General features: G+C 72.4%; 11 protein-coding genes, 1 tRNA gene and 1 pseudogene. 4 read left to right on the forward strand and 9 right to left on the reverse strand.

The window, feature by feature from the left end:
- The first annotated feature begins 20 nt into the window (after window positions 1–20).
- On the forward strand, window positions 21–287 hold the full coding sequence (gene rpsT / locus ACFYQQ_RS06530) for a 30S ribosomal protein S20 (RefSeq protein ID WP_121403109.1): 267 nt from the start codon (window positions 21–23) through the stop codon (window positions 285–287).
- A gap of 512 nt (window positions 288–799) precedes the next feature.
- Here rpsT and holA read toward each other — a convergent pair.
- From holA to leuS, 8 genes are all read right to left on the reverse strand, one after another.
- Window positions 800–1786 carry a DNA polymerase III subunit delta gene (gene holA / locus ACFYQQ_RS06535; protein ID WP_355780584.1) on the reverse strand — a complete coding sequence of 329 codons (987 nt, stop codon included), beginning with the start codon at window positions 1784–1786 and terminating at the stop codon, window positions 800–802.
- Between the two features lie 158 nt (window positions 1787–1944).
- Complete coding sequence (locus tag ACFYQQ_RS06540) at window positions 1945–2190, reverse strand: hypothetical protein (RefSeq protein WP_355780564.1); 246 nt, start codon at window positions 2188–2190, stop codon at window positions 1945–1947.
- 315 nt (window positions 2191–2505) lie between these two features.
- Window positions 2506–3318, reverse strand: a complete 813-nt coding sequence (locus ACFYQQ_RS06545; RefSeq protein ID WP_355780561.1) for an arylamine N-acetyltransferase — start codon at window positions 3316–3318, stop codon at window positions 2506–2508.
- Window positions 3319–3430: 112 nt separating this feature from the next.
- Window positions 3431–6064 (reverse strand): ComEC/Rec2 family competence protein, encoded by a 2634-nt coding sequence (locus ACFYQQ_RS06550; protein WP_388903743.1) that lies wholly within the window; start codon window positions 6062–6064, stop codon window positions 3431–3433.
- Complete coding sequence (locus tag ACFYQQ_RS06555; RefSeq protein WP_355793848.1) at window positions 6061–7263, reverse strand: ComEA family DNA-binding protein; 1203 nt, start codon at window positions 7261–7263, stop codon at window positions 6061–6063. The genes ACFYQQ_RS06550 and ACFYQQ_RS06555 overlap by 4 nt, the downstream gene beginning before the upstream one ends.
- Window positions 7264–7383: 120 nt before the next feature.
- Window positions 7384–8229, reverse strand: a complete 846-nt coding sequence (locus tag ACFYQQ_RS06560) for a DegV family protein (RefSeq protein WP_355793849.1) — start codon at window positions 8227–8229, stop codon at window positions 7384–7386.
- Between the two features lie 72 nt (window positions 8230–8301).
- Window positions 8302–9033 carry a hypothetical protein gene (locus tag ACFYQQ_RS06565; RefSeq protein ID WP_356168900.1) on the reverse strand — a complete coding sequence of 244 codons (732 nt, stop codon included), beginning with the start codon at window positions 9031–9033 and terminating at the stop codon, window positions 8302–8304.
- Window positions 9034–9184: 151 nt separating this feature from the next.
- The gene (leuS, locus tag ACFYQQ_RS06570; protein WP_356168830.1) at window positions 9185–12097 is read right to left on the reverse strand and encodes a leucine--tRNA ligase; all 2913 of its coding nucleotides are present in this window, start codon (window positions 12095–12097) and stop codon (window positions 9185–9187) included.
- Between the two features lie 413 nt (window positions 12098–12510).
- On the opposite strand from leuS, the gene ACFYQQ_RS06575 reads away from it, so the two are divergent.
- Entirely contained in the window at window positions 12511–13806 is a 1296-nt protein-coding gene (locus ACFYQQ_RS06575; RefSeq protein WP_355792208.1) for a cytochrome b/b6 domain-containing protein, read from the forward strand.
- Window positions 13807–15426 (forward strand): NADH-ubiquinone oxidoreductase-F iron-sulfur binding region domain-containing protein, encoded by a 1620-nt coding sequence (locus tag ACFYQQ_RS06580; protein WP_356168834.1) that lies wholly within the window; start codon window positions 13807–13809, stop codon window positions 15424–15426.
- A gap of 50 nt (window positions 15427–15476) precedes the next feature.
- Here the strand turns inward: ACFYQQ_RS06580 and ACFYQQ_RS06585 are convergent.
- Window positions 15477–15549 (reverse strand) — tRNA-Ala (locus ACFYQQ_RS06585).
- A gap of 113 nt (window positions 15550–15662) precedes the next feature.
- On the opposite strand from ACFYQQ_RS06585, the pseudogene ACFYQQ_RS06590 reads away from it, so the two are divergent.
- Window positions 15663–16832, forward strand: a pseudogene (locus ACFYQQ_RS06590) (glycosyltransferase 87 family protein); the annotation flags it as partial.
- Between the last annotated feature and the right edge of the window lie 8 nt (window positions 16833–16840).

The raw sequence follows: 16840 nt of genomic DNA on the forward strand, positions 1-16840 counted from the left end.
GAACCTGAAAAGGCTCATCAGTGGCGAACATCAAGTCCCAGATCAAGCGGATCAAGACCAACGAGAAGGCCCGGCTGCGCAACAAGGCCGTCAAGTCCTCTCTGAAGACCGCGATCCGCAAGGCCCGCGAGGCCGCTGCCGCGGGTGACGTCGAGAAGGCCACGGAGTACACGCGCGACGCGTCGCGCGCGCTCGACAAGGCCGTCTCGAAGGGCGTCATCCACAAGAACCAGGCCGCCAACAAGAAGTCGGCGCTTGCTTCGAAGGTCGCTTCCCTCAAGGGCTGAGTCGGCTGAGCCCTCGCGGGCTCGACCCCTGACTTGACCGTCGGCTGGACCCGAGCGGGCCCTCTCTCTCCGCTCCCACCCGACACCCCCGGACCCACGCGCGACCTGCGTTCGCCACGCGGGCGTGGATCCACAGAGCTTGCTCCAAGAACCCCGGCACCCCCTCCTTCCCCAGGAGGGGTGGCTGGGGCTTTTGGGTTTTCGGGGTGGGCCACGGGTGCCGGGGGGGCCGCCGTGCGGGCGTTGGGCGCGAGCGCCTGGGGCGACGGGTGCCCAGAGGCGGGTCCGCTGGGGCGGCGCAGAGGTGTGAGGTGAGGTGGCACGAGTGCCTGCGGGCGGGGCGAGGCGGTAGCTGGAGTTAGTAGGTCCTCAAACGCTGGATGGGCTGAGAATCCAACCCTCAGCACGAACCCGGGACCCGGGACCCGGGGCAACCGTCGGCCAGCGGCACCCGGCATCCGGCACCCGCAGCGCGAGCCGAAGGGGTCGGGAAAGTCACCCCGGTTTCGGGGCTAGCCCAGCCTGGACCGAGCCGCCCGGGCGATGGCGACGACCGCCTTCTCGAGCGCGTACTCGGGATCATCCCCACCCCCCTTCACCCCCGCATCGGCATCGGCCACAGCCCGCAACGCATAGGCGACCCCGTCGGGAGTCCACCCCCGCATCTGCTGCCGCACCCGGTCGATCTTCCACGGTGGCATCCCCAGCTCCCGGGCCAGATCGGCGGGCCGCCCGCCCCGCGCGGACGACAGCTTGCCGATCGCCCGCACGCCCTGCGCCAACGCACTGGTGATCATCACCGGCGCGACCCCGGTCGACAGGGACCAGCGCAACGCCTCCAGCGCCTCCGCCGCCCGCCCCTCCACGGCCCGGTCGGCCACGGTGAAGCTCGACGCCTCGGCCCGCCCGGTGTAGTACCGCCCGACCACGACCTCGTCGATCGTGCCCTCGACATCCGCGGTCAGCTGCGACACCGCGGACGCCAGCTCCCGCAGGTCGCTCCCGATGGAGTCGACGAGCGCCTGACACGCCTCGGGCGTCGCCGACCGGCCGAGCGCCCGGAACTCACTGCGCACGAACGCCAGCCGGTCCGCCGGCTTCGTCATCTTCGGACAGGCAACCTCGCGCGCTCCCACCTTGCGCGCGGCGTCGAGCAGCCCCTTGCCCTTGGCCCCGCCCGCGTGCAGCAGCACCAGGGTGATCTCCTCCGCGGGCGCCCCGAGGTATGCCTTCACGTCCTTGATCGTGTCGGCCGACAGATCCTGGGCATCCCGTACGACGACCACCTTGCGCTCGGCGAACAGCGACGGACTCGTCAGCTCCGCGAGCGTCCCCGGCTGCAACTGGTCCGGCGTGAGATCCCGCACGTCCGTGTCGGCATCGGAGGCCCGGGCAGCGGCCACCACCTCCTGCACGGCACGGTCGAGCAGGAGATCCTCCTGTCCCACGGCTAGCGTGACAGGGGCGAGGGGGTCGTCTTGTGCAGTCTTCCTGGCCATCGCGCCAAGCATCCCACGCGCCACTGACAACCCACCGCATCGCGGACCCACGCAGCCCTGAGCAGGCGGCCAGGGAGTTCCGACAGGGCGCCTGGTCACCAATACGCGGCGACGTCGACCGGCCGGTCCACAGGACGTAAGCGGGCGTCGGCCCCCGCTTACGGCTCCTCCCGCCAGCCGTCCCACTCGCCCGCGAACTCGTCCAGCTCCGCGGGAACGAGCCGCCCGTCCAAGTCCCGCAGCACGACCAGCCACTGCGCGTCCTCGGCATCGTCCTCACCGGCCAGCGCGTCCCGTACGAGCTGCGGCTCCTCGTCCAGGCCGAACCGGTCCCCGAGTGCCTCCAGCGCCTCCTCCGCCGCATCGCGGTCGGGCAGCACCAGCACATGTCTCACATCGCTCACGGAGACATTTTCCGCGACGGCCATCGGCCCCGGACGCCGGGCCCACCCAACGCCGGGAACACCCTTCGCCGGGCCCTCCGACCGACGGCACCTGACGCCCAGCCGCTCCTCACCGGCCGCCGGCGCCGGCCCCGCATGGCCTCGGACAACGTCGGACGACCCCGGACAGCGCCGGAAGACCCCGACGCCCCCGGCAACTCACGAAAGCCTGGCGCGGCATCGGGACCGCTCTGGGCGCCTCGGAGCATCCCGGACAGCCTCAACAATCGCGGGCTGCCCCGGGTGGCCATGACGACCTGGGACGACCTCGGCCGATCAGGCCTCCCGCACCACCGGAACCCGGCCCAGCTCCATCCCGAACCGCTCCCGGTAGACCCCCAGCACCTCCTCGTCCGTACCCAGCTCCGACACCTCCTTCGTGCCGTCGACTCCGGTCACCGTGAAGACCCGGCCGCTCAACGTGATCCGCCCTCCGTCCTCCGTGACCCGCGAACACACCAGCGACTGCGTGAAGTGCGACTCCGGTGACGTGCTGTGCCACCAGGCCCCCGCCACGAAGTCCCCGAGCACACGCCGGCGCGTCTCCAGGCGGTACTGCGCGGTTCCGTCCCGCAGCACATCCAGATCCCCGTACTCCGGCGCACCGTCCAAGCCCGGCTCCTCCGCCTCTTCCACACGGAACGTGCCGGCCGGATCGACCTGGTCGTCCCTCTCCCCGAAGGCCAGCGGCCAGTGGCTGTTCGCCCCGAAGCCCACGTCGGCCAGCAGGTCGCCCCCGTCCGACGTCCGCACCCGCAGCGCGAGGTGGTCGTAGGGGATCCCGAGCCGGCCGCCCGCCCCGTGCACCCGCGCCGCGAGCAGGGTCACGTCGAATCCCAGACCAGCCAGCAACATCCCGAAGGCGCCGTTCAGTTCGTAGCAGAAGCCGCCCCTGCGGGCCCCCACCACCTTGTCCAGCAACCGCTTCTCCTCCAGCACGATCTCCTCACCGAGGTGGATCGACAGGTTCTCGAACGGAACGGTTCGCAGATGCCGCACCTGGAGCTCACGCAGCGCTTCGGCGGTGGGCCGCTCGGGGCGGGCGGCCCCGATACGACGGAGATAGGCGTCGATCTGTGCGGAATTCATGAGCCCAGTCTCCCTCCGCGACCACCGGACACCCCGTCCCGAACCACCGTTCCGACTGATTCCCTCCTTCCGGCCCGCCCCACCCTCGGCTGCGCCCTCCCCTCCCGGCCCCTCACCCCCTGGCCACCCGCAGTCCCTCACCCGAGCCCGTGACCGCGATGGCCCCGTCCTTGTCCGTGCGCATCACCGCCGCACCCCCGGAACGCAGCGCGGCGACCGTGCTGGGTGCCGGGTGTCCGTACGGGTTGTCCTCGCCGCACGAGATCAACGCGAGCCTCGGAGCCACCCTGCGTATGAGCTCCGGATCCTGGTAGGCCGAGCCGTGGTGGGCGACCTTGAGCACGTCCACGGCGCCCAGGCCCGCGCCGCCGGGCGACCTCAGCAGGGCCTGCTGGGCGACGGGTTCCAGGTCGCCGAGCAGCAGGAGGGACAGTCCCGCCGACCGCACGAGCAGGGCGACACTGGCGTCGTTCGGGCCCTCGGCCGGCGGGGCGGGACCCGGTGGCGGCCACACCACCCGCCAGTCGAGGTCTCCGGTACGCCTCCGCTCCCCCGCCGCGGCACGGGTCACGGGGATGTGCCGCGCCGCCGCCTGGGACCGCACGAACCTTGCCTGCTCGGGCGGCTCTTCCAGGCCGGTCGTCTCGATGGCGCCCACCGAACGCCCCCGCAGCACGCCCGGCAGCCCCGCCACGTGGTCGGCGTGGAAGTGGGTCAGCAAGACCAGCGGGATCCTCGTGATGCCGAGCTCGCTGAGGCACCGGTCGACGAGCACCGGGTCCGGTCCCGCGTCCACCACCACGCCCGTACCGTCGCCCGCCGCGAGTACGGTCGCGTCGCCCTGTCCCACATCGCAGACCGCGAAGCGCCAGCCCGGCGGCGGCCAGCCCGTGATAACCCGGGTCAGCGGCGGCGGCTGCACCACGGCCAGCAGGAACAGCACGGCACAGACTCCGCACAGCCAGGGGTGTCTCACCAGCCTGCGCCCCACCAGTACGACGACCGCCGTGACCAGGGCGAGCAGCAACGCGCCCGTCCAACTACCCGGCCAGTCCACCCCCGCGCCCGGCAGCGCCGCCCCGGTGCGGGCGATGTCCGCGATCCACCCGACGGGCCAACTCGCGCACCAGGCGAGTGCCTTGGCGACCGGCATCGCCGCCGGCGCCGTCGCGAGGGCGGCGAAACCCAGCACCGTGGCCGGCGCGACCGCGAACTCGGCCAGGAGGTTGCACGGCACCGCCACGAGGCTCACCCGGGCGGACAGCACCGCCACCACCGGCGCGCACAGGACCTGGGCGGCCGCCGCCGCGGCCAGCGCCTCGGACACCCTGGGCGGGACCCGGCGCCTCTGGAGCGCGGCGCTCCAGCGCGGGGCGATGGTGAGCAGCGCGCCGGTCGCCAGCACGGAGAGCAGAAAGCCGTAACTCCGCGCCAGCCAGGGGTCGTAGAGCACCAGCACCAGGACCGCGGTGGCCAGCGCCGGGATCAGGGACCTGCGTCGTCCGGTCGCGATGGCGAGCAGCACGATCGCACCGCACGCCGCGGCCCGCAGCACACTGGGGTCCGGTCGGCACACGATCACGAAGCCGACCGTGAGCGCACCGCCGAACAGCGCGGTCGTCCGCAACGACATTCCGAGTCCGGCCGCCAGACCACGGCGCTCGGCCCGCTGCGCCAGCCCCGGTGGTCCGATGAACAGGACGAGCAGAATAGCGAGGTTGCCGCCGCTGACCGCCAGCAGATGGGCGAGGTCGGTCGCCTTGAACGCCTCGTCCAGCTCCGGGGAGACGCGTGAGGTGTCGCCGACGACCAGGCCCGGCAGCAACGCCCGCGCGTCCGGGTCCAGCCCCTCGGTCGCCTCCCGCAGCCCGCCGCGCAGCCGGCCCGCGAGGCGCTGCACCCCCGACGGCTCCCCCACGACGTCGGGTGCCCCTCCGCCGCGGACACGTAGGACACCCGCGATCCGGTCACCGCCGGTCAGGGCGGGCACGACCTGGGCGGACACCCGTACCCGCGTGGACGGCAGCAGCTCCAGCCATCGTGAGCGCCCCGCGCCTCCCCGCTTCCGGTAGCCGCTCGCGTCCACGATCACCAGCACCGGCGTGCGGGTCGCCACGACCGTCCCGTCCGGCTTCCTCACCCGCCGCACCTCCGCGTCGAGCAGCACCGCCGTGGGAGCCGCTTGATCTCCCCTGACGCGGGGCCGGGTGAGCCGGGGGTCGGAGGTGAGCTGCACCTCGGCCGTGATCCGCGCGTACTGCCGTGCCAGGTCAGGCACGGGGCCCCGGCGCAGATCCGCCCCGTGCACTCCGGCGGAGGTGGCGGCCGCGGCGACACACAACAGCACGGCGGCCGCCGAAACCTGCGGCCACGCCCCCGACGGACCCCGGACGCCGTCTCCTCGTCGCCGCCCCGGCGATGCAACAGGCGCCCCGACCACCGCCCCCTCGCCGCCCACTCCCCCGTCCGACGGTGCTCCCCTTTGCACCCCATGCGCCCCTCGCCACCGCATCAGCAACAGCACGGCCGCCCCCGCGAGGCAGACCACGACCAGGCCCGTCACCCACGCGCCGGACACGTGCACCGTCAGCGCCGCCGTCGCCCAGGCCGCCAGGGCGGGCGGCACCAACCTCAGGTCCGTCGCCCCTTCCTGGCGGGGGTGCGACGCCCCCAGCCGCTTGCCGGAGACGGCGTGCACCGCCGGGCGGTCGGGTGCCCCGGGTTCCGTGGTCCCTGCCCCGCTCATGGGCGTACGAGATTTCGCAGATCGGCGAAGCGGCGGTCACCGATGCCGTTGACCTCGCGCAGTTCGTCGACCGAGCGGAAACCCCCGTGCTGGGCGCGGTAGTCGATGATGTGCTGGGCCAGAACGGGCCCGACTCCCGGCAGGGTGTCCAACTGCTCCGCCGTGGCGGCGTTCAGGGAGACCGGCGCCGCGGGAGGCCCACCGGGCACCGACCCGGTGACGGACCCAGCGCCGCCCGAAGTCCCCGCCTGGCCGGAGCCGACACCGGCCGGGGGCGCGGGGCCGCCGACGACCACCTGCTCGCCGTCGACCAGGAGGCGTGCCCGGTTCAGGCCCTCGGTCTTCGTGCCGGGACGCACCCCGCCGGCCGCCCGCAGAGCGTCGGCGACCCGTGAACCGGCCGGCAGCCGTTGGACACCGGGACTGCGCACCTTGCCGCTGACGTCCACGAAGATCGCCCTGCCGGGGCCTCCGCCCGGAGTCGGCGCGCCGGTCGAGGACTCGGGCTTCGTGCCCTCCCGTCCGCTCTCCTCCCCGTAGGGAACCGCCGCCCGTACGACTTCCGGTGCGCGGACCTGCTGAGTGCGTCCCGTCCAGAAGTGCTGGGCGGCGAAGACCGCGGCGACGACGAGCACGACGGTGAGTGCGACCACACTCCGCCGTTCCAGTCCGCACCGCGACTGGAGCCACAGCGGCAGACGCTCCCGCACCGCGGGCCCCACCCGCTCGCGCCACGCACCGGGCACTCCGCCGATATCGGCACCCGTCCCCGAGCCAACCCCCGCGACCGCACCCTCATAAGCACCACCGCCAGCACCCGGACCCGCACTGACATCGCCGCGACGAGATGCACCACCGCGACGCCCCTCGCTCCCACGGACCTCCCCGGCCCACCCTCCAGGCGGCCCAAACTCCGAACCGACCAGCAGCCCGTCCGAATCAACGGACGGCCCAACCTCTGAATCCGCCGGCGGCCCATCCGAACCGACCGACGGCCCAACCCCCGAACCCCCCGGTTCCCCTGCTCTTTCGGCGAAGAGCGCCTCCGCCCGTCGGCGGAGCACCTCCGCCGATGTCTGATGTCGTCCGCCCCGGCCGCGGGCGTGGTGCCGCCGATGACGGGTGCGCCCGTCGGAGACGGGACCCCTGCCCGGGCCGCTGGTCGCGATGGCTGTACGTGAGCGTGATCGAAGTGCCATGCGCCGAGGATGAGCCAACCCACGGCTCCCGCGATGATCTTGGTCAATTCCCGTGGACGACGGCCCCGTTGTGGATAACTCGCTCACTCGTACGGGGGAAATCCCACCCCGTCGGCCGTCTCACCGAGGGGAGACGACCGCTCCCAGCAACCCCGGTCCCGTGTGCGCCCCGATGACCGCTCCGACCTCACTGACATGGAGATCCGCGAGGCCCGGCACCCGTGCCCGCAGCCGGTCGGCCAGCGCCGACGCCCGCTCGGGGGCGGCGAGATGGTGGACCGCGATGTCCACCTGCGCGGCCCCCGCGCGGTCGGCCACGATCTCCTCCAGGCGGGCGATCGCCTTGGACGCGGTCCGGACCTTCTCCAGGAGTTCGATGCGCCCGCCGTCCAGCTGGAGCAGGGGCTTCACCGCCAGGGCGGAGCCCAGCAGGGCCTGGGCGGCACCGATCCGGCCACCTCGGCGCAGATAGTCGAGGGTGTCGACGTAGAAGAAGGCGGAGGTGCCCGCGGCCCGTTTCTCCGCTGCCGTGACCGCGTCGTCGACGGTGCCGCCCGCCTCGGCGGACGCGGCGGCGGCCAGTGCGCAGAAGCCGAGGGCCATCGCGACCATGCCGGTGTCCACCACGCGCACGGGCACCGGCGCCTCACGCGCCGCGAGGACGGCGGCGTCGTACGTGCCGGAGAACTCGGCGGACAGGTGGAGGGAGACGATGCCCGGGGCGCCCGACTCGGCGACCTTGCGGTAGGTCTCGGCGAAGACCTCGGGGCTGGGCCGGGAGGTGGTGACGGACCGCCGCTTCTGCAGGGCCTGGGCCAGGGAGCGGGCCGAGATCTCGGTGCCCTCTTCGAGGGCCCGGTCACCGAGGACCACGGTGAGGGGCACCGCCGTGATGCCGTGGCGCTCCATCGTCCGTGGCGGCAGGTAGGCCGTTGAATCGGTGACGATCGCGACATGGCGGGACATGAGCTGGAGGTTACCTGTCGGGGCGGGCGAGCGGCAGTCCGGCCCCGGGCGCCGGGAGCGGGGCCGACCGGATCAAGTGGTGCTCTCGGGGCGGGGCTTCTTCTGCCAGGGGTGGACGGGCCGCGGTGCCGGCGGGGTGATGGCCGACCGGGTGGGCTCCTCGGCCGCGCGGGCCCCGGGTGTCTCGGGCCACGTCTGGCGGCCGGACGTCGCGTCCTCGGGTGCCGGCGCCTGGGGCCAGGACGAGGTGCCGGTCGGCTCCGTCGTCCAGTGGCGCAGCGCGCCCGCCTCCATGTCTATCTGCGTGCTCAGCGAGTCGAGGTCGTCGTCGGCGAAGCGGCGGGCCCGGTCGCGGGCCGCCCAGCGCAGGGCGTCGGCCGAGCGCGTGATCTGCTCGGTGCGCTCGCGGAGACCGGGCAGGCGGGAGACGAGCGTGCCCCGGTCTGGTTCGGTCTCCAGGCGCTTGAGCTCGCCGTCCAGTTCGTGTCCGTGAGCGCTGAGCCGCTCGAAGAGGCCCAGCGACTCCTTCAGGGACTCGTCGTGGGTCACGCCCGCGTGCAGGGCGTCCTGGGTGGCGCGCATCGACGTCCGCAGCTTGAGCCGGAGCTGGGCCAGCTCGCCGGTGGGGCCCGGCTGGGCGAGGGTCCTGGCGCGCAGGGTGGTGTCCTCGACGGTGCGGCGCGCCTGGGTCAGCGTGCGGTCCACGCCGCGCTTGGCGGCGCCGACGACCTTCACGGTGGCGTACGCGCCGAGGACCACGAACAGCAGGAAGAGCAGTGCCATCACTGCGACCACGGCTTCCACCACGCTCCTCCTCCGTCCGGCGCGGCGGCTGCCGCGGCTCTTCAACGGTAAACGCAACGGGCAGGTCCGGAGTTCCACAAGAACCCCGAACCTGCCCGTAGGGGACTACCCCGACGGCCGGACACGAAGGTGCCCGGCCGGCGTCGTTCGACTACGCCGGGACGATGTTCACCAGCTTCGGCGCCCGCACGATGACCTTGCGGATACCGGCGCCGTCCAGGGCGGCGACGACCCGCTCGTCGGCCAGCGCGACCTTCTCCAGCTCCTCGTCGGAGATCGCCGGGGAGACCTCCAGGCGCGCCTTGACCTTGCCCTTGATCTGCACGACGCAGGTCACGGCCTCGTCGACCACGTAGGCGGGGTCGGCGACCGGGAAGTCCTGGTGGACGACCGAGCCGGTGCGGCCCAGCTTGCGCCACAGTTCCTCGGCGATGTGCGGGGCCAGCGGGGCGACCAGCAGCACCAGGGACTCGGCGACCGTGCGCGCCAGCGGGCCGCCCGCCTTGGTCAGGTGGTTGTTCAGCTCGGTGACCTTGGCGATGGCGGTGTTGAAGCGCAGGCCCTCCAGGTCCTGGCGGACGCCGTCGATCGCCTTGTGCAGGGCACGCAGCGTGGCCTCGTCCGGCTCGGTGTCGACGACCGTGACCTCGCCCGTGGTCTCGTCGACGACGTTGCGCCACAGCCGCTGCAGCAGCCGGAACTGTCCCACCACCGCGCGCGTGTCCCACGGCCGCGACACGTCCAGGGGGCCCATCGCCATCTCGTACAGGCGCAGGGTGTCCGCCCCGTACTCGGCGCAGATCTCGTCCGGGGTCACCGCGTTCTTCAGGGACTTGCCCATCTTGCCCAGCAGCCGGGAGACCTTCTCGCCCTCGAAGTAGAACGCGCCGTCGCGCTCCTCCACCTCGGCGGCGGGTACGGCGATCCCGCGCGCGTCGCGGTAGACGTACGCCTGGATCATGCCCTGGTTGAACAGCTTGTGGAACGGCTCGGCGGAGGAGATGTGGCCCAGGTCGTACAGGACCTTCGACCAGAAGCGCGCGTACAGCAGGTGCAGCACGGCGTGCTCGGCGCCGCCCACGTACAGGTCGACTCCGCCGTGCGGCTGACCCTCGCGAGGGCCCATCCAGTACCGCTCGATCTCGGGGTCGACCAGCTTCCGGTCGTTGTGCGGGTCCAGGTAGCGCAGCTCGTACCAGCAGGAACCGGCCCAGTTGGGCATGGTGTTGGTCTCGCGGCGGTACTTCTTCGGCCCGTCGCCCAGGTCCAGGGTGACGTTGACCCAGTCCTCGTTGCGGGACAGCGGGGTCTCCGGGGAGGTGTCCGCGTCGTCCGGGTCGAAGGTGCGCGGCGAGTAGTCCTCGACCTCGGGCAGCTCCAGCGGCAGCATGGACTCGGGCAGCGGGTGGGCGATGCCGTCCTCGTCGTAGACGATCGGGAAGGGCTCGCCCCAGTAGCGCTGGCGGCTGAACAGCCAGTCGCGCAGCCGGAAGTTGACGGTGCCCTCGCCGATGCCCTTGCCGGACAGCCACTCGGTGATGCGCGCCTTGGCCTCGGTGACGCCCAGGCCGTCCAGGGTGATGTCCTCACCCGTGGAGTTGACGATCTTCGCGTCGTACGAGGCGAAGGCGTCGTCCCACGTCGAGGGGTCGGTGCCCCGGTCGTCCGAGGGCTCGACGACGCAGCGCATCGGCAGCTCGAAGGCGCGCGCGAACGCGAAGTCGCGGCTGTCGTGCGCGGGGACGGCCATGATCGCGCCAGTGCCGTAGCCCATCAGGACGTAGTCGGCGATGAAGACCGGGATGCGCTCGCCGCTGACCGGGTTGGTCGCGTACACGCCGGTGAAGACGCCGGTCTTGTCCTTGGCCTCGGCCTGCCGCTCGACGTCGGACTTGGAGGCGGCCTGCGCGCGGTAGGCGGCGACGGCCTCGGCGGGGGTGGCGTGGCCGCCCGTCCACACGTCGTGGGTGCCCTCGGGCCATGCGTCGGGCACGAAGGTGTCGACCAGGGGGTGTTCGGGGGCCAGCACCATGTAGGTGGCGCCGAACAGGGTGTCCTGGCGGGTCGTGAAGACCGTGATCGCCTGGCCGTCGACGGGGAAGTCGACCCGGGCGCCCTCGGAGCGGCCGATCCAGTTGCGCTGCTGCAGCTTGATGGCCTCGGGCCAGTCCAGCGCGTCCAGGTCGTCCAGCAGCCGGTCGGCGTAGGCGGTGATGCGCATGTTCCACTGGCGCAGCTTGGCCTTGAAGACGGGGAAGTTGCCGCGCTCGGAGCGGCCGTCCGCGGTGACCTCCTCGTTGGCCAGCACGGTGCCCAGGCCGGGGCACCAGTTGACGGGCGCGTCGGAGGCGTACGCCAGGCGGTACTCGCCCAGCAGGTCGGCGCGCTCCGCTGCGGTCAGCTCGCTCCACGCGCGCGTGGAGCCGTCGGCGGCGGGGACGGCGCGCTCACCGGACTCGAACTGCGCGACCAGTTCGGAGATCGGGCGGGCCCTGCCGGCCTCCTGGTCGTACCAGGAGTTGAAGATCTGCAGGAAGATCCACTGGGTCCACTTGTAGTACTCCGGGTCGATCGTCGCGAACGACCGGCGCTTGTCGTGGCCCAGGCCCAGCCTGCGCAGCTGGACCTTCATGTTCTCGATGTTGGCCTCGGTGGAGACACGCGGGTGCGTGCCGGTCTGCACCGCGTACTGCTCGGCGGGCAGGCCGAAGGCGTCGAAGCCCAGGGTGTGCAGGACGTTGTGGCCGGTCATCCGCTGGAACCGGGCGAACACGTCGGTGGCGATGTACCCCAGGGGGTGCCCGACGTGCAGTCCCGCACCCGAGGGGTACGGGAACATGTCCATGATGAACTTCTTGGGCCTGGCGACCAGAGCGGGGTCGCCGGCCAGGTCACCGGTCGGGTTCGGCGCCGCGTAGGTGCCCTCCGCGTCCCAGAAGTCCTGCCAGCGTGCCTCGATGTCCGCGGCCATGGCGGCCGTGTAGCGGTGCGGCGCGGCCACCTCGGAGGCGGCGGGGGCACCGCCCGCGCCTTCGGCGGCGGGGGAGGCGTTCGTCTCGCTCATGATCTCAAAGCTCCATCGGTCGTCTCTGCCAGCGCTGGGGAAATGAAAAAGCCCCTCGCACAGGAGGGGACGCCGCGCCGATGCCGACCACGATTCTTCAGTGGCCGGGACTGATCAGCGCGGCTCGCTAAGCAGAAGGCGTACGGCACGCATGGCGCCAGGGTACCCCAGGCCCGACGCGCGTCGCGACGGCCTTCCGGCCACCTCAGGGCACGCCGTGCCACCCCCACGAAGACCGAAAAAGCTGAACAAAGTTCAAAGATTACTTCGCGTAACGGCCGCTAAGGGACAACACAAGCCTCTCGCGGCCCTTGGATAACGACGCAATAACTGAAACCCCGTATCCATAGGTATGGCTCGACTTAGAGTGCCGCTTCGGGACCGCTTCCCCGAAACTCCTTGGGAGTACCCCCATGAACCCTCGTCGCAACAACAGCTCGCTCCCCCAACCGGGCCGGTCGGTCTATGGGGCGGCATCGGCTGCCGCTCTGCTTCTCATACCCCTGATCGTCCTGCTCGGAGGTGACGGAGTCAGGGACTTCCTCAACTTCGGTGCCGGCGTGCTGTCACTGGTCGCCCTCACCTGCTCCGTGGTGTGGGGACTGGTCGCGACCGACCGCCTGTTCCTCAACACGCGACAGCGCCTGATCGCCCAGGCCGTGCACCGGACGACCGCCGTCTCCTCGGTCGCCTTCCTCCTGCTGCACGTCACGGTCAAGCTGGCGCTGGACCACACCACGCTGATCGCCGCCGTCGTCCCCTTCGGCCTCGGCGTCACCGGCACCGCAGGGCTCATCGGCTTCGGCTCCCTGGCCGGCCTGCTGATGATCTTCACCGCCGTCACCGGCGCGCTGCGCAGCGCGTTCGCCTCCCCCGCGCCGATCGCCGCGCGCTGGCGCGCCGTGCACATGCTGGCCTACCCCGCCTGGTGCTCGGCCCTGGTGCACGGCCTGTACGCGGGACGCCCCGCGAAGACCTACGTCACGGTGCTCTACAGCCTCTGCCTGGTCGCCGTCATGGCCGCGCTGGCCCTGCGCTCGGCCTCCGGACCCCTCAAGCGCAAGGTCGCGGACCGGATCCTGCTGATCATGGGCGAGGCCGGCGGCCCCGGCGCCCGGACGCCCCGCGAGGACCGCGAGGCACCCCGTGCCGCGGGCTCCCTGCCCGGCTTCGCCTCCCGCGGGTCCCGGCAGTCCCCGCCGGACACGTTCGTGCCGCCGCAGCGCATGCCGTCCGCCGCGCAGTCGCTCTACGCCACTCCGCCCCAGGCCGCCGAGGCCGCGAGCGGCGGTTTCGCCGCCGCCTACCGCGCCGTGGGAGGCAGTTCGCCCACCGGCGACCCGCTGATCGACCCGACGGAGCGCATCCAGGTCCCCCTGGACACGCAGCCCACGCAGGCCATGCCCCGCTTCGACGGCAGCACCTCCGGCGACTGGCCCATCCCGTCCCCGCCGCCCGTCGGCGAGGCCCCCCGTTCCGCGTACGACCCGCTCAACGACACGGGATACACCATCCCTGTCTATGGCAATCCGGGCGACAACGGATACGTCGCGAGTGATGTGTACGACACCGGTGAGACGAACCCCCTCTACGGCACGTACAACACCAACGACACGTACGACAGCGGTCCCACGCCTGACGTACTGCCGGGCGCCTTCGACGCTCCTGGCTCCGGTGAACCATGGAACGCCCCTTCCGGAGGCTTTTAAGTGAACGAGGCCCTGCCCGACGTCCCGGAAGTCCGCGTGGTCGGACTTCCGCAGCTCACGTCGGGCTTCGACCTGGTTGAACGACTCGACCTGCCGATGCACCTCAAGGTGCACGGACCGCTCGAACCGATGGGCGGCGAACAACTCGCGGGCCTCGCCGAAGCGATCTCCCTGAAGGGCCGCGGCGGCGCGGGTTTCCCCTTCGCCAAGAAACTGCGTTCGGTCGCGGAGTCGGCCATCAAGAAAGGCATCCGGCCCGTCGTGGTCGTCAACGGCAGCGAGGACGAACCCGCCTGCCGCAAGGACACGGTGCTCATCAACCGCGCCCCGCACCTCATCCTGGACGGCGCCCTCCTGGCCGCCGAGGCGATGGGCGCCCGCACCCTGGTCATCGGTGTGACCCGGGCGTCGACGCAGGCCTCCATGGAGGCAGCCCTGGCCGAACGCGGTCTGAGCAACCGCCGTGGATCGGCCCTCCGCGCGCGCGTGCAGCGCAACCCGGTACGGATGGTCACCGGAGCGGCCGCCTCCCTGATCCGCTCCATCGACGGCGGCCCGGCGATCCCGCCCGGCCGCAAGATCAGCGCGTCGCAGAGCGGGGTCGGCGGCGCCCCCACCCTGCTGTCCAACGCCGAGACGTTCGCCCAGCTGGCCATCGCGGCCCGCATCGGCCCCGACCGCTACCGCAACACCGGCCTGTACGACGAGCCCGGCACCGTCATGCTCACCGTCTCGGGCGCCGTCGCGCGCCCCATGGTGATCGAGGTGCCCACCGGAGTGCCCCTGCGGTACGTGCTCCAGCTGGCCGGCGCCCCGCCCATGCCGCAGGGCGTGCTGACCGGCGGCTACCACGGCAAGTGGCTGGACGCGGCGGCACTCGACGGGGCGATCGTCTCGCGCAACTCCCTGGACGCCGTGGGCGGTTCCCTCGGCGCCGGCGCGATCCTCCCGATCAGCCAGGCGACCTGCCCGCTCGGCGAATCGCTGCGCGTGGCGCAGTGGCTCGCCGAGGAGAGCGCGGGGCAGTGCGGCCCCTGCTACCTCGGCCTGCCCGCCGCCGCGCGCGGCCTGGAGGACATACTCAACGGCGGCGGCCCGGCCGCGCTGGAGGCCGTCAAGCAGGTCGCCAAGGCCGTGAAGCGGCGCGGTGCGTGCTCGCACCCGGACGGCTCGGCGATGTTCATCGAGTCCACGATCAAGGCCTTCACCGACGACCTCGCCGCCCACGTCCTCGGCAACGGCTGCGGAAGGCCCGTGGAGGGCGTCCTGCCGCTCTTCGAGGGCGGCCAGACCCCCACCGGCATCCCGGGCGGCCAGGGGCAGCTGGAGGCCGGTCCCAGCCGCCAGAAGATCTTCGTCGACTGGACCCTGTGCCGCGGGCACGGCCTGTGCGCGGACATCCTGCCCGAGGTCTTCGAGCTGGGCGCCGACGGCTTCCCGACCGTCGCGCAGGCGCAGGTGCCCCGGTACGCGGAGGCCAAGGCCCTGCGCGCGGTCCGGCGCTGCCCGGCACTCGCGCTGCGCATCGAGGAGGACACCAGGTCCTCCGCCCCGGCCCGCAACAACCTGCCCGTCCTCTCCCAGGGCCGCGGGCGGCGGGCACTGGGCAGCGGACGCTGAACGCGAAGAAGGCGGGCCACTCGAATCGAGTGGCCCGCCTTCAACTGCTGTGGAGCTAAGGAGAATTGAACTCCTGACCTCCTGCATGCCATGCAGGCGCTCTACCAACTGAGCTATAGCCCCTTGCGGTGTTCCGCCCGGTTTCCCCGGCGGCGACGCCAACATTACACGGTCTCCCGGGTGCACCACCAAATCGTTTCCGTTCTGTACGGATACGGCGGATAGTGTCGGCCTTCGTGACTCTGATCGCCCTGCCCCGTGACCGCCGCGCGCGCCTCGCCCTGGGGACGTGCCTGCTGTCCTTCGCGGTGTTCTGGGCGGCCCAGCGGGCCGCGCACGTGTCGATGATCGACCTGATGGTCTACCGCGCGGAGGGCGCGACGGTCCTCGACGGCGGCGACCTGTACGCGCTGCGCACGACCGAGGCCCGCCTGCCCGGCACGTACCCGCCCTTCGGGGCCCTGCTGTTCGTCCCGCTGACCCTGCCGGGCACGGATGCCGCGCGCACCCTGGCGACGGCCGGAAACCTCCTCCTCCTGGTGGCGTTCGCCGGTCTCTCGCTGCGGCTGGCGGGGCACGCGCGCGTGGAGGGCGTCTGGTGGCTGGCGGCCGTCGCCGTGTGGTGCGAGCCGGTGTGGACGACGCTGCGGTACGGGCAGGTCAACCTGCTGATCGCCGTGCTGGTGCTGTGGGACCTGACCCGCAGACCCGGCCACCGGTGGGCCGGTCTCGGCATCGGACTCGCCGCCGCGATCAAGCTGACGCCCGCTCTGTTCGCACTCTTCCTGCTGGTCACCGGAGTGGTGGCACGCGCGCGTGGGGGTTCTGCGGAGCCGTGGACGCGGCACGCGCGGCGGGCGGCCGCCGCCTTCGCCGGTGCCACGCTGTCGGCGGCGGCCGTCCTGCCGGAGGACTCCTGGCGGTTCTGGACCCGGGTGGTGTTCGACGCGGGACGGGTCGGACGGGCGGAGGACACCGCGAACCAGTCGCTGCGCGGGATCCTGGCCCGGCTGCTGCACACCCCCGACCCGGGGCTGTGGTGGGTGGCCGCCGCGGTGGCGGCGGGCGCCGTGGGCCTCGCCGTGTCGGTCGCCGCCGAGCTGCGCGGCAGCCGGGCCTGGGCGACGGTGGCCTGCGCGGCCACGGCACTGCTGGTCAGTCCGGTCTCCTGGTCGCACCACTGGGTGTGGTGCGTGCCGTTCGCCCTGGTCCTGGCCACCGGACACCGGGCCTCGGCGGGGTGTTCGGCGCTGGTCTTCTGCTCGTACGCGCTGTGGTGGGTGCCGCACGGCCCCGGCCGGCCCGAACTGCGTCAGGGAGGCGCCGAGTTGACGCTGTCGGCCCTCTACGGGGTGACCGCTCTCGCCGTCCTCGCCCTTGCCGTGGCCCGGACGGGACGGTCCGGGCGCTTCGA

This window comes from Streptomyces sp. NPDC005496 (genome assembly GCF_042872045.1).
Classification (GTDB): domain Bacteria; phylum Actinomycetota; class Actinomycetes; order Streptomycetales; family Streptomycetaceae; genus Streptomyces.